The following is a 12,211-nucleotide window of genomic DNA, read 5'->3' on the forward strand; positions in this document are numbered from 1 at the left end:
CCCACCCCGTGAAAATCTTGATCGTCGAAGACGAGCGGCGGCTCGGCCAGTTCATCAAGAAGAGCCTCGGCGAGCGCAGCTACACCGCCACCTGGGTGGCGAGCTGCGCCGCGGCGCGCGACGCGCTCTGCGAGACCGGCTACGACGTCATCATCCTCGACCTCGGCCTGCCCGACGGTGACGGCCTCGAGCTCCTGCGCGAGTGGCGCCGCAGCGGCTTCAACGAGCCCGTGCTCATCCTCAGCGCCCGCGACGCCGTGGAGGACCGCATCCACGGCCTCGACGTCGGCGCCGACGACTACCTGGCGAAGCCGTTCTCGCTCGAGGAACTGCTCGCCCGGGTGCGCTCCCTCCTGCGCCGCCAGAGCGCGGTGAAGGAGACCGTGCTCGAGCACCGCGCCATCCGCATGGACCTGCTCGCCCGCACCGTGGCGCTCGGCGGCCAGCCCGTCGACCTCACCAGCCGCGAGTTCGCCCTGCTCGAGGTGTTCCTCCAGAACCCCGGCCGCATCCTGCCGCGCACGCTCATCGCCGAGAAGATCTGGGAGTCGCACTACGACGTCGATGGCAACCTCCTCGACGTCTACATGAGCAAGCTGCGCGCGAAGTTCGACACCGACGCGGCGCGGCCGCTCTTCAAGACCGTGCGCGGCGTCGGCTACCAGCTGCTGCCATGAGGTCGATCGGCGCCCGGCTCGCCCTCTGGTATGCGGGCGTCTCCACCGCGACGCTGGTCCTGCTCTTCGTCGCCGGCTACTACCTGCTGCAGCAGCACCTCGTCCGCGGCCTCGACGCGCTCAACCGCGCCGAGTTCGAGCAGATCAAGTCCAGCCTCGGTCCCGACTACGCGCGGCTCACGCCCGCCGAGGTCGAGGAACGGATGCGCGGCGCGGCCGAGATCGCCGCCGTGCTGTTCTACGTCGAGATCCACGCCAAGGACAAGAGCCTGCTCTTCGCCTCGCACAACCTCGGCGCCCGCCGCCTGCTCGACGTGCCCGGCGAGCACCGCTTCGACGCCCGGCTCGAGGGCCTCGGCACGCTGCGCATCGGCGAGTTCTTCCTCGGACCGATGGACGTGCTCGTCGCCACCTCGGCGGACCAGGTGCGGCAGGTGATGAACGGCTACGCGGAGATCAGCCTCATCCTCGTCTGCCTCATGCTCGTGCTGAGCCTCATCACCGGCCTCGTGCTCAGCCGCGCGGCACTGCGCCCGGTGCGCGCCATCCAGGAGACGGCCAACCACATCCGCTCGGACAATCTCAGCGAACGCATCCCCGTGGCCGACGTGCAGGACGAGATCTCGAACCTCGCGCGCCTGCTCAACGAGATGTTCGACCGGCTCGAGCTCTCCTTCAACCAGATCCGCCGCTTCACCGCCGAGGCCTCGCACGAGCTCAAGACCCCGCTCTCGCTCGTGCGCCTGCAGGCGGAGAAGCTCCTGGTCGAGGGCGGCCTCACCGCCGCGCAGGAGGAGGCCGTGCAGGTGCAGCTGGAGGAGATCGCGCGGCTGAACAAGATCATCGAGGAGCTGCTCTTCCTTTCCCGCGCCGAGGCGCGGGCGGTGCGGCTCGACTTCCGGCGCGAGGACCCGGGCGCCTTCCTCCAGTCCTTCGCCCAGGACGCCCGCGCGCTGGCGGAGCACCGCGGCGTGGCCTTCGCGCTCCGCCGCGAGGGCGCCGGCCTGGTGGAGTTCGACCCGGCCTGGCTGCGGCAGGTGCTCTTCAACCTCCTGCAGAACGCCCTCAACGTCTCGCCCGCCGGCGGCGCCATCACCCTGGTCTCGGACTTCACCGTCGAGTCGTGGCGCGTCGCGCTCGAGGACGAGGGCCCCGGCGTGGCGCCGGAGCAGCGCGAGCGCATCTTCGACCGCTTCGTGCGGCTGGAGGACGGCGCCCAGGCCGCCGCGCCGAAGGGCAGCGGCCTGGGCCTGGCGATTTCCCGCAGCATCATCGGCCTGCACCGCGGCGTCATCCGCGCCGAGGCGCGCGAGTCCGGCCGCGGCCTGCGGGTGGTGTTCGAGCTGCCGGTGCTCTCGCGCCGCGTCGGCGACTGAGCGTCACCACAGCCCGATCATCCGCCACCACGGCAGGCCGACGCCGAGCCAGATGCCGAGGTTGGCGAGCGAGACGATGAAGCCGAGCAGCCACCAGTGGCCCTGCCGGACGTAACCCGCGCCGAAATACACCGGCGCCGAACCGGTGCCGTAATGCGTGATGCCGGCGTTGAGGTTGGAGAAGAACGCCAGCGGCCACACCGCCAGCGCCGGCGGCACGCCCGCCGCCAGCGCGGCGCCGAGGAAGCCCGGATACAGCGCCGACACGTGCGCCGTCATGCTCGCGAAGGTGTAGTGGGCATACAGGTAGGCGACCACCAGCGCGCCGAGCGCCACCGCCCAGGGCCAGCCGTGGAGGTGCGCGAACACCTCGCCGGAAAGCAGGCCGATCACGCCCTGCTGCTGCAGCTGCTCCGCCATCATCAGCAGCGGCGCGAACCAGATCAGCGCGTCCCACGCCGTCTTGTCGCCGAGCAACTCGTCCCACGTCACCACCCGGCAGAGCAGCACCAGGCTCACGCCCGCCAGCGCCACCGTGGTGTTGCCCAGGCCGTGGAGCGGCGCCGTCACCCACGCCCCGAGCACCAGCAGCATGATGGCGACGAGCACGCGCTCGCTCCGGCTCATGGGCCCGAGCGCGTGCAGCTTCGCCCGCGCGTGCGTCCGGGCGTGCTCCGTCTCGCGCAGGTCGGGCGGGCTCAGCTCGTGCAGCAGCCAAGGGATCAGCGCGAACGAGCACAGGCCCGGCAGCGACGCCGCCAGCGCCCAGCGGCCCCAGGTCATCTCGACGCCGGCCGTGGTCTTCGCCAGCCGCGCGATCAGCGGGTTCGCCGCCATGCCGGTGAGGAACATCGCCGACGCCGTGTAGGTGCAGTGGAAGCCGACGAGCGTCAGGTAGGCGCCGATGCGGTTCGCCGTCGGACCGGGTCGGGAATCGAGCGCCTCGGCCAGGCTGCGCACGACCGGCGCGATGATGCCGCCGCCGCGCGCCGTGTCCGACGGCACCACCGGCGCGAGCACGAGATCGGAGACGGCCACGGAGTAGCCGAGCGTGAGCGAGGTGCGGCCGAACCAGCTGATGAAGAAATACGCGAGCCGCGCGCCCAGCCGCGTCGCGTGGATGGCGCGCGCGAAGAGGAAGGCGGCGAAGATCAGCCACACCGTCGTGTGGCCGAAGGCGGCCAGCGCCGTCTCGGCCGGCAGCGTGCGGGTGACGATCAGCAGCACGGTGGCGAGGAAGACGCTCACGCCCATCTCCACCGGCCGCACCACCAGCGCGATGATCGTCGCCGCGAAGACCGCGAGCAGGTGCCGCTGCGCGTCGGCGAACGGCCCGAGCGGCGCGAAATACAGCGCCAGCCCCGGCCCGAGCACGAGCGCCCAGCGGCGCAGCGCCGTCGCGACGGGCAGGGGCATCGGCTGGGGGTGTTCACCGCGGGGGCGAGGCTGCGCCGCCGCCGGCGCGCTGGCAAGGGCGAGACGCGGCTCAGCCCAGCGCGCGCAGGGCGAGGAGCGTGGCCGTGACGGTGAGCGCGCCGCCGATGCGGGTGGCGATCTGCGCGAACGGCATCAGCTGCATCCGGTTCGCGGCGGTGAGGATCGCGACGTCGCCCGTGCCGCCCTGGCCGCTGTGGCAGGCGTTCACGATCGCGGCCTCGAGCGGGTAGAGCCGCATCCAGCGGCCGACGAACCAGCCGGTCGTCATCAGCGTCGCCACGGTGGCGACGATCGTGACCAGGTTCGCCCAGTGGAAGGCGGCGATGAGCTTGTCCCACGGCGTCATCACCCCGCCGATGGCGAAGAGCAGCGGATAGGTGACGGCGATGCGGAAGAAGCGATAGACGACGTAGGCGCCGGCCTGGGTGCGCGGCGGGACGACGAAGGCCAGCTTGGCCGCGACGGCGAGGAAGAGCATCGTCACCGGCGCGGGGAAGCCGAGCACCTCCTTGCCCATCAGGCCGGCGAGGTAGAGCGTGACCGCGAACATGCCGGCGGCGGCGATGTGGTCGATGTCCATGTGGTCGGCGATCTCGTGCTCGCCGGCCTTGAGCTCGTCCTGCTCGCCCGGCTGGAGCCGGCCCTCGCCGGTGAACCGCGGGAATTTTTTCCCGAGGTAGTTCAACAGCCCCGAGAACACGACCGCGGTCAGGCTGCCGAACATGACCGGCGGGAGAATCTCGGCGAACAGCGCCCCCTGGTCGACGTGCAGCAGCTCCGCGTAGCCGGTCGAGAGCGGGATGGCGCCCTCGCCCACGCCGCCGGCCATGATCGGCACGACGACGAAGAGCAGCGTGTGCCGCGCCCCCATCCCGAGGGCGGTGCCGACCGCCGTGCCGACCACCAGCGCCGCCAGCGAGCCGGCCGCGAGCGGCACGAAGATCTTCACGAAGCCGCGGATCAGCACGCGCCGGTCCATGCCGAGGATGCTGCCGACGATCACGGCGGTGATGAAGACGTAGAGGAACTGCGAGGACCGGGTGAAGTCGGCCACCGGCTGCATCAGCGTGTCCGGCAGGATGCCGTAGAACGCCAGCGCCGACGGCACGAAGGTGGCGCAGATCGCCGCGCCGCCGATGTGCCGGAGCAGCGGCAGGTGCTTGCCCACCTCGGCGCAGAGGAAGCCGCCGACGCCGATCACGGCGATCATCATGCACAGCTCCGGCGGCACCTTGCCCGCGTGGACGAAGTAGCCGACGATGCCGAGCAGCGCCACCAGCACGGGCAGCGGCACGACCCCGATGCGGCGCTCCATCCAGCGCCACCAGCCGTGCGGCCAGAACGATTCCGGTTGCCGCCCGGCCGGATTCGCCGGCGTGGCCGGCGTGACGCCCTCGGCGGGCGGGGGAGGCGCGGCGGGGTCAGTTCGCACGGGGAGCGTCCCGGAAGAGCGAGCGCGGCACCGCCGGCTGCGGTTGGGGCGACGACGCCGGACGCGCGGACGCCGTCGCGGCGGCACGGCCGGATTTGCGGCGCAGCCAGCTGGCCACGCCGGTGTAGGTGAGCAGCGGCACGGCGAGGGCGCCGAGCAGGAGCACGACCTGCATCGCCGGACCGCCCCACACGCCGGTGTGGAGCGACATCATGAAATAGTAGACCCGCAGCCCCGCCGGCGCGGTCGCGTAGGGCTGCGCGCGCAGCAACGCGCCGGTGGCGGCGTCCCAGTAGGCGTAGGAGCGCGCGTTGGGGTGCGCCGCGCCGGCCTCGATGCTGTAGGCGGCGACGAGGCCCTTCTTCGGCACGGGCACGTAGGTCTCGCGGGCGGCCGGGTAGCGCGCGGCCATCGCGGCGACGAGGCGGTCGAAACCGACGGCCGCCGGCGCGCTCGGCGCCGGGGCGGCGGGCGGCGCGGCCTTGGTGGAGCCGGTCAGCGGGTAGAGCGCGTTCTTCAGCCAATCGAGCGAGATCGGCGCGCCGGTGAAGGCCATCACCGCCAGCAGGAGCGCGGCGTAGGCGCCGACGGTCTTGTGCAGGTTGAGGTTCCACGGCCGGCCGCTGAGCTTGCGGTTGAGCGTGACGCCGGCGACGAGCGCGCGGCGCGTGGCCGGCCACCAGAGCACGACGCCGGTGGCGATAATGAGGAGGAACGCGAGGGCGTTGTAGCCGTTGATCGCCTCGCCGACGGACGGCGCGAGCTGGAGGTATTTGTGCAGGCCCTCGATCCAGCCGAAGCCCTCGCCGTAGCGCGCGCGCGTGCCGAGCACCTCGCCGGTGTAGGGGTTCAGGTGCACGTAGTCCTTGTTCGAGAAGTAGACGAGGAACGGCGCGGTGGGGTCGCCGAAGGTGCGGATGCTCTCGACCTCGCCCGCGGGATGCGCGGCGGCGGCGCGGGCGACAAGCTGCTCGGGGGCGAGGCGCACGGCGCTTGGCGCGACGATCCAGCGCGCCGGATCGAGCCGGCGCTCGAGGTTGCTGCGGAAGACGAGCAGCGCGCCGGTGAGCGACACGATCAGCAGCAGCGCGCCGAGCCCGAGTCCGGCCCAGAGGTGCACGTTGAGAAACCACTTGCGGACGGCGGGAGTCATGCGGCGGGCGGCGAGAGGGTGCGGAGAGCGCGGGGGCTGCTCAGAAGAGGTAGCGGACGCTGAAGGTGATCTTGCGCGGCTCGCCGGGGTTGAGGCGGTCGGCGCCGCCGGGCATGGCGCCGGCAAGGTAGGTGCGGTCGAAAACGTTGCCGACGTTGAGCGCGTAGTCGAAGTGCTTGGTGCGGTAGTAGGCGCTGACATCGGCGCGGGTGTAGCCGGGGAGCTCGAGGCGCGCGGTGGCGACGTTGGTGATGATCGCCTGGCGCTTGCCGGCGTAGACGGCGCCGAAGCCGAAGCCGAGGCCCTTGAGCTTGCCGGTCGGCACGTTGTAGCGCGTCCAGAGGCTGGCGCCGTGGTGCGGCGTGTTGTCGAGCAGCGCGCCGGGAAGCGTCGCGGTGGTGGAGGTCTTCACCGTGGCGTCGATGTAGGTGTAGCCGAACTGGACTTGCCAGTAGGGCTTGGGCAGCCACGCACCGCTGACCTCGACGCCGCGGCTTTCCTGCAGGCCGGAGAGGTTGGCGATGGTGTTGCCGCTCGGCGCGGTCTTGCCGGTCGAGGTGAGGACGTTCCTCTTCTTGATGTCGTAGAGGGCGACCGTGGCGGTGAGGCCGTGTTGCGGCAGCTCGAGCTTCACGCCGGCCTCGACCTGGCTGGAGGTCTCGGGCGGGAAGTTGGGGTTGTCGTTGGCGTCGACGTTGCCCGGGGCCTGCGGCTTGAAGCCCTCGCAGTAGCTGCCGTAGATCGACCACGCGCTCGTCGGGTGAAACACGAGCCCGAGCGACGGCAGGGACTTCGATTCGGTGGGCTTGATGCCTTCGTTGGGGATGACGTCGAGCTGGTAGGAATCCTGTTTGTCCCAGCGCCAGCCGAGCGAGGCGTCGAAGCGCTCGCCGAATTTCATCACGTCGGAGGCATAGAGGCCGTAGTTCCAGAAATCGCTGCGGCGATCCTGCAGGCCGCTCGGGGTGAGGGCGTAGTTGCCCGGCGCATCCGGGGCCGAGACGTAGAGGTTCACCGGGGTGACCTGCGGGCCGAAGGCCTTGCGGTTGGTGTCGAGAAACTCGTGGCCGCCGTTGGCGCCGAGGATGACGGAGTGCTTGATCCTGCCGGTGGTGAACTCGCCGACGGCGTTCGCGTCGACGAAGTTGTAGCGCTTGGTGTTTTCCTGGATGCGGAAGCGCGGGCGGATGGTCGAGAGGCGGTAGTTGGTGGCGTTGCTGACGATCGCGCCCTGCGCGGTCTCGAGCGCGTAGCGCGAATCGGTGTGGTAGGTGGTGCGGTAGGCGGCGCGGACGGTCCAGGCGTCGAGCACGCGCGTCTGGAAGGCGAGGCTGGCGGATTCGCCGTAGTCGGTGTCGCGCGCGTCGGGCGCCTGGTAGCTGACGTTGCGCGCGGGGAGCAGCGCGGCGTTCAGGAACGGCACGGCGAGGCCGTCGTCGGCGTGGCGGTCCTCGCGGACATATTCGGTCTTGAGCGTGACGAACGTGTCGCGGCTCCAGCGATAGGTGAGCGACGGGTAGAGGTATTGGTTGCGCTCGAAGCCGTAGTCGCGGAACGAGTTCTTGTCCTCGTAGCTGGCGACGACGCGGTAGAGCCACCTGCCGGCGGCGTCGAGCGGGCCGGTGGTGTCGAGCGAGGTGGTGAGGCTGTTGTCATCGCCGAGGCCGCTGACGCCGCTGGCGTAGGTGCTGGCGTAGACGGAGAGCGAGGTCTGGGCGCGGGCCTGCGGGCTCTTGGTCACGATGTTGAGCAGGCCGCCGGGGTTGGCCTGGCCGTAGAGGACGGAGGTCGGGCCCTTGATGACCTCGAGGCGCTCGACATTGACGGTCGGCGGCGAGGCGAAGCGCGACGGCGGGCCGGGCAGGCCGTCGACCTGGATGCTCTGGAGGTTCGAGCCGGCGGCGGAAAAGCCGCGCAGGGTGAAGGCGTTGGCGTTCGTGCCCTGCTTGTTCAGGCCGACGACGTAGCCGAACGCATCCTCGAGGCGCGAGGAGCGCACGTCGTCGAGGAAGGCGCGGTTCAGCACCTGCACGCTGAACGGCAGGTCGACCTGCGCGACCGGCATCTTCATCGCCGCGGTCGTGGTCGTGTCGGTGTAGCGGCCGAGGGTGGTGGTGACGGTGTAGGCGTCGAGGTGGACGATCTTTTCCGGCTCCGCCGCCGCGGGCGCGGCGGGGGCCGGCTGGGCGCGGAGGAGCGACGGGAGGAGGACGAGGCCGGCGGCGAGCGGGAGGCGGCGCAGGGGAGGGGCGACCAGGAGGTGCATGGGGCGAGGGGTGGTCGGGCAGGGGTGCCCGGAGGTGCGCCGCGAGAGTAGTCGTCGATTTTTAAGGGAAACTGAAGCCCGTCTGAAATTTTTTCAGGTGCCGCCGGCACCCCCGCGCGCCGGTCCGAAATTGGCTCGCGCGTGCCGCGCCGGGACGCACTCTCGGGCCGCAGGGGCCTGTAGCTCAACGGTCAGAGCAGGGGACTCATAATCCCTTGGCTGCGGGTTCGAATCCCGCCGGGCCCACCACCCCTACCGCTGGCGCCGGTAGTCGCTGGGCGACAGGCCGGTCTCCTTGCGGAACAGCTGCGCGAAATGGCTGGGGTTGGAGTAGCCCACCTCGTTGGCCACCGTGATCACGCTCTTCGCCGTCTCGCGGAGCAGGCGTTTCGCGGCGTCGAGCCGCAGGCGGATCAGGTAGCGCGATGGCGGCAGGCCGGTGGCGCGCTTGAAGAGGCGGTTGAAATGAAACTCGCTCAGTCCCGCCTGCGCCGCCAGCCGCGCCAGGCTGAACTCCTCCGCCAGGTGCGCCGCCATCCAGTCCGTGATGCGCCGCAGCTTGAAGCCGGGGAGCGCGGGTGTGTCGCCGCGCAGGTGCGTGCGCTCGGCATAGTGGCGCGCGAGGTGGATCGCCACCGCCTGGGCGATCCCGCGCACGTAGAGCCGGCTCGGCCGGCGCCGCGCGGCCTCGTCGCGCAGCTGCTGCAGGAGCGCCGTCAGCGCGGCGTCCTCGAAGCCCGAGAGATCGCGCAGACGCGCCCGCCCGGCGTCGCGGCCGAACACCTCCGCCAGGGCCTCGTGGAACAGCGGCAGGCTGAGCAGCACCAGCGTCACCTCGAAGGGCTCGGCCGACAGCGTGCGCCAGCGGAACTCGTAGGGCGCGCCACCGGTGGTGAGGAAGAGCGAGCCCTTCCGCAACCGGCTCGTCAGCCACGGCCCGCCCGGCTCGCGTTCCTGCGCCTCGGCCTCGCCGGAGGAGGTCCAGGCCAGGAACGGCTCCGTCACCGCCGGCATGGTGAAGACGTCCGACACCGGCGGCAGCGCCAGCACCGTCAGCCGCACGTCCGTCCACGCCGGGCCCTGCCCCACCAGCACGCGCCGGCCGAGCGCGTAGCGGTCGAGCGCTTCGGCGGATGTGGTGTGCGGAACCGGCGGAGGCATGCGCAGCCCGACTAAAGCCAGCTCGCGCGCGCTGACAACTCCGGCGCCGCGCCGCTTTTGAGCAATCCCACAACAGGTCGCGCAAGCGGCCGGGCGACACCGGCGGACCGTTCCGCTATCCTGCGGCCGTCCTCAACAGGAGTCCTCGATGCAAAAACGAAAACTCGGTCACAGCGGTCTGGAAGTCTCGGCCCTCGGCCTCGGGTGCATGGGCCTGAGCTTCGGCCTCGGCCCGGCGGTGGAGAAAGCCGCGGCCATCGCGCTCATCCGCGCCGCCGTCGAGCGGGGCGTCACCTTCTTCGACACCGCGGAAGTCTACGGCCCGTTCACCAACGAGGAGGTCGTCGGCGAGGCGCTGGCGCCTTTCCGCGACCGGGTCGTCATCGCCACGAAGTTCGGTTTCAACGTCACGTCGGCCGGCGTGCGCCTCGACGGCGTCAACAGCCGCCCCGCGCACATCCGCGCCGTGGCGGAGGCGTCGCTCCGGCGCCTGCGGACGGACCGGATCGACCTGTTCTACCAGCACCGCGTCGATCCGGACGTGCCGATCGAGGACGTTGCCGGCGCGGTCCAGGAACTGATCCGCGAGGGCAAGGTGCAGCATTTCGGCCTCTCCGAGGCCGGCGCGTCAACCATCCGCCGCGCGCACGCCGTCCAGCCGGTCGCCGCCCTCCAGAGCGAATACTCGCTGTGGTGGCGCGAGCCCGAGGCGGAAATCCTCCCGACGCTCGCGGAACTCGGCATCGGCTTCGTGCCGTTCAGCCCGCTCGGGAAGGGATTCCTCACCGGCAAGATCGACGCGCAGACCCAGTTCGCCGCGGACGACTTCCGCAATATCGTGCCGCGTTTCTCGCCCGAGGCCCGCCAGGCCAACCAGGCGGTCGTCGACCTGCTCTCGTCCGTCGCCGCGCGCCTGCACGCCACGCCCGCGCAGGTCGCGCTCGCCTGGCTGCTCGCCCAGCGGCCGTGGATCGTGCCGATCCCGGGCACGACGAAGATTCACCGCCTCGAGGAAAACCTCGGCGGCGCGGCGCTCGCGCTCGCGCCGGAGGATCTGCACGCGATCACCGCCGCGGCGGACAAGATCGCCATCCAGGGCGCGCGCTATCCCGCGCACCTGCAGAAACTCGTCGGCCGCTGAGCCGCGTTGCCTTTCCCGCCCGTCCCGCGATCGCCGCCCACCTCCCTCCCCGTTCCCATGCCCACTCCCCGCGCCTACTCCGTCAAAGCCTACTCCGCCGCCAGTGCGCAATCGCCGCTGGCTCCCACCACCATCGCGCGCCGCGAGCCCGGCGCGACGGACGTGAAGATCGACATCCTCTACTGCGGCGTCTGCCACTCCGACCTCCACTTCGCGCGCAACGAATGGAACTTCACCCAGTATCCCGCCGTGCCCGGCCACGAGATCGTCGGCCGCGTCGTCGCGGTCGGCGCCGGAGTGAAGAAGTTCAAGGTCGGCGACCTCGTCGGCGTCGGCTGCCTCGTCGACTCCTGCCGCACCTGCCCCGACTGCCGCGACGGCTTCGAGCAGTTCTGCACCGGCATGGTCATGACCTACGGCAGCACCGATCCGATCCTCGGCGGCGGCACGCTCGGCGGCTACGCCCAGGGCATCGTCGTGACGGAGGACTTCGTCCTGCGCCTCCCGGAAAACCTCAACCCGGCCGCCGTCGCGCCGCTGCTCTGCGCCGGCATCACCACCTACTCGCCCCTGCGCCACTGGAAGGTCGGCCCCGGCCAGAAGGTCGGCGTCGTCGGTCTCGGCGGGCTCGGCCACATGGGCGTGAAGTTCGCCCGCGCCTTCGGCGCGCACGTCGTGCTCTTCACCACCTCGCCCGGCAAGACCGCCGACGCGCTGCGCCTCGGGGCGCACGAGGTCGTCGTTTCCAAGGACGAGGCGCAGATGGCCGCGCACGCGGGCAGCTTCGACTTCGTCCTCGACTGCGTCTCCGCCCAGCACGACCTCAACGCCTACCTCAACCTCCTCAAGCGCGACGGCAACCTCACGCTCGTCGGCGCGCCCGAGAAGCCGCTCGCCGTCGCCGCGTTCCCGCTGATCTTCCGCCGCCGCTCCTTCTCCGGCTCGCTCATCGGCGGCCTGCCCGAGACCCAGGAGATGCTGGATTTCTGCGGCCGGCACGGGATCACCAGCGACATCGAGATGATCCGCATGGACCAGATCAACGACGCCTACGAGCGCATGCTGAAGAGCGACGTGAAATACCGCTTCGTGATCGACATGGCTTCGCTCCGCTGAGCGGGCCGCGGCGGCCGGCCCGGCCGCCGCTCAATCCTCCTGCGCGAGCTCGCGCCCTGCACCGCCGCCAGGAGCTGCGCGCTCGTGAACGGCTTGCGCAGCGCGATCTCCGCCCCGCAGCCGCGCGCGATCTCCAGGCAGTCCTTCGACTCGATGTAGCGCCCGCCGCCCGAGATCGCGATCAGCCGCGGCCGGGGCGCGCGCTGCCGCAGCGAGCCGAGCAGCTCGATGCCGTCGCCGTCAGGCATGAGCACGTCGGTCACGACGACGTCGACCGACCGCGAGGCCAGCACCGTCGCCGCCTGCCGGCCGGAGGTGACGCCCACCACCTGATGGCCGGCGCGCCGCAGCCAGCCGGCCACGAGTTCCACCAGCTCGACTTGATCGTCGGCCACAAGGATGGAAAGCGCGCTCCGGTCGGTCATGTCGCGCCCAGTCAGCGCCAACCGCGC

The 12,211-nt window shown here is 71.1% G+C and carries 10 protein-coding genes and 1 tRNA gene; 5 read left to right on the forward strand and 6 right to left on the reverse strand.

Annotated features, from left to right (window positions below; genetic code table 11):
- The first annotated feature begins 8 nt into the window (after window positions 1-8).
- Together ACMYLB_RS21560 and ACMYLB_RS21565 are read left to right on the forward strand one after the other, a co-directional pair.
- Complete coding sequence (locus tag ACMYLB_RS21560) at window positions 9-677, forward strand: response regulator transcription factor (RefSeq protein WP_415908999.1); 669 nt, start codon at window positions 9-11, stop codon at window positions 675-677.
- The gene (locus ACMYLB_RS21565; RefSeq protein ID WP_415909000.1) at window positions 674-2,053 is read left to right on the forward strand and encodes an ATP-binding protein; all 1,380 of its coding nucleotides are present in this window, start codon (window positions 674-676) and stop codon (window positions 2,051-2,053) included. The genes ACMYLB_RS21560 and ACMYLB_RS21565 overlap by 4 nt, the downstream gene beginning before the upstream one ends.
- Window positions 2,054-2,056: 3 nt before the next feature.
- On the opposite strand, the gene ACMYLB_RS21570 is transcribed toward ACMYLB_RS21565, so the two are convergent.
- The 4 genes from ACMYLB_RS21570 to ACMYLB_RS21585 form a co-directional block, all read right to left on the reverse strand.
- Window positions 2,057-3,469 (reverse strand): DASS family sodium-coupled anion symporter, encoded by a 1,413-nt coding sequence (locus ACMYLB_RS21570; protein ID WP_415909001.1) that lies wholly within the window; start codon window positions 3,467-3,469, stop codon window positions 2,057-2,059.
- A gap of 70 nt (window positions 3,470-3,539) precedes the next feature.
- Window positions 3,540-4,922: a 2-hydroxycarboxylate transporter family protein gene (locus ACMYLB_RS21575; RefSeq protein ID WP_415909002.1), complete on the reverse strand. Its 1,383-nt coding sequence runs from the start codon at window positions 4,920-4,922 to the stop codon at window positions 3,540-3,542.
- The gene (locus ACMYLB_RS21580) at window positions 4,912-6,075 is read right to left on the reverse strand and encodes a PepSY-associated TM helix domain-containing protein (RefSeq protein WP_415909003.1); all 1,164 of its coding nucleotides are present in this window, start codon (window positions 6,073-6,075) and stop codon (window positions 4,912-4,914) included. The genes ACMYLB_RS21575 and ACMYLB_RS21580 overlap by 11 nt, the downstream gene beginning before the upstream one ends.
- 40 nt (window positions 6,076-6,115) lie before the next feature.
- Window positions 6,116-8,341, reverse strand: a complete 2,226-nt coding sequence (locus ACMYLB_RS21585; RefSeq protein ID WP_415909004.1) for a TonB-dependent siderophore receptor — start codon at window positions 8,339-8,341, stop codon at window positions 6,116-6,118.
- A 173-nt stretch (window positions 8,342-8,514) separates the two neighbouring features.
- Here ACMYLB_RS21585 and ACMYLB_RS21590 point away from each other — a divergent pair.
- Window positions 8,515-8,590, forward strand: a tRNA-Ile gene (locus tag ACMYLB_RS21590).
- A gap of 3 nt (window positions 8,591-8,593) precedes the next feature.
- Here the strand turns inward: ACMYLB_RS21590 and ACMYLB_RS21595 are convergent.
- Window positions 8,594-9,502, reverse strand: coding sequence for a helix-turn-helix domain-containing protein (locus ACMYLB_RS21595; RefSeq protein WP_415909005.1), 909 nt, complete (start codon window positions 9,500-9,502; stop codon window positions 8,594-8,596).
- A 148-nt stretch (window positions 9,503-9,650) separates the two neighbouring features.
- Here ACMYLB_RS21595 and ACMYLB_RS21600 point away from each other — a divergent pair, with 148 nt between their 5' ends.
- Both ACMYLB_RS21600 and ACMYLB_RS21605 read left to right on the forward strand, forming a co-directional pair.
- The gene (locus ACMYLB_RS21600; protein WP_415909006.1) at window positions 9,651-10,643 is read left to right on the forward strand and encodes an aldo/keto reductase; all 993 of its coding nucleotides are present in this window, start codon (window positions 9,651-9,653) and stop codon (window positions 10,641-10,643) included.
- 57 nt (window positions 10,644-10,700) lie between these two features.
- Window positions 10,701-11,759 (forward strand): NAD(P)-dependent alcohol dehydrogenase, encoded by a 1,059-nt coding sequence (locus ACMYLB_RS21605; protein WP_415909007.1) that lies wholly within the window; start codon window positions 10,701-10,703, stop codon window positions 11,757-11,759.
- Here ACMYLB_RS21605 and ACMYLB_RS21610 read toward each other — a convergent pair.
- Window positions 11,693-12,184, reverse strand: coding sequence for a response regulator (locus ACMYLB_RS21610; protein ID WP_415909008.1), 492 nt, complete (start codon window positions 12,182-12,184; stop codon window positions 11,693-11,695). The two genes, ACMYLB_RS21605 and ACMYLB_RS21610, sit on opposite strands and share 67 nt — an antisense overlap.
- Between the last annotated feature and the right edge of the window lie 27 nt (window positions 12,185-12,211).

The organism is Oleiharenicola sp. Vm1 (assembly GCF_047777955.1).
In the GTDB taxonomy this organism is placed as follows: Bacteria; Verrucomicrobiota; Verrucomicrobiia; order Opitutales; family Opitutaceae; genus Didemnitutus.

Coding starts and splice junctions, on each gene's coding strand:
- ACMYLB_RS21600 (WP_415909006.1), top strand. CDS start 9,651: ATGCAAAAACGAAAACTCGGTCACAGCGGTCTGGAAGTCTCGGCCCTC.
- ACMYLB_RS21595 (WP_415909005.1), bottom strand. CDS start 9,502: ATGCCTCCGCCGGTTCCGCACACCACATCCGCCGAAGCGCTCGACCGC.
- ACMYLB_RS21565 (WP_415909000.1), top strand. CDS start 674: ATGAGGTCGATCGGCGCCCGGCTCGCCCTCTGGTATGCGGGCGTCTCC.
- ACMYLB_RS21585 (WP_415909004.1), bottom strand. CDS start 8,341: ATGCACCTCCTGGTCGCCCCTCCCCTGCGCCGCCTCCCGCTCGCCGCC.
- ACMYLB_RS21610 (WP_415909008.1), bottom strand. CDS start 12,184: ATGACCGACCGGAGCGCGCTTTCCATCCTTGTGGCCGACGATCAAGTC.
- ACMYLB_RS21580 (WP_415909003.1), bottom strand. CDS start 6,075: ATGACTCCCGCCGTCCGCAAGTGGTTTCTCAACGTGCACCTCTGGGCC.
- ACMYLB_RS21570 (WP_415909001.1), bottom strand. CDS start 3,469: ATGCCCCTGCCCGTCGCGACGGCGCTGCGCCGCTGGGCGCTCGTGCTC.
- ACMYLB_RS21605 (WP_415909007.1), top strand. CDS start 10,701: ATGCCCACTCCCCGCGCCTACTCCGTCAAAGCCTACTCCGCCGCCAGT.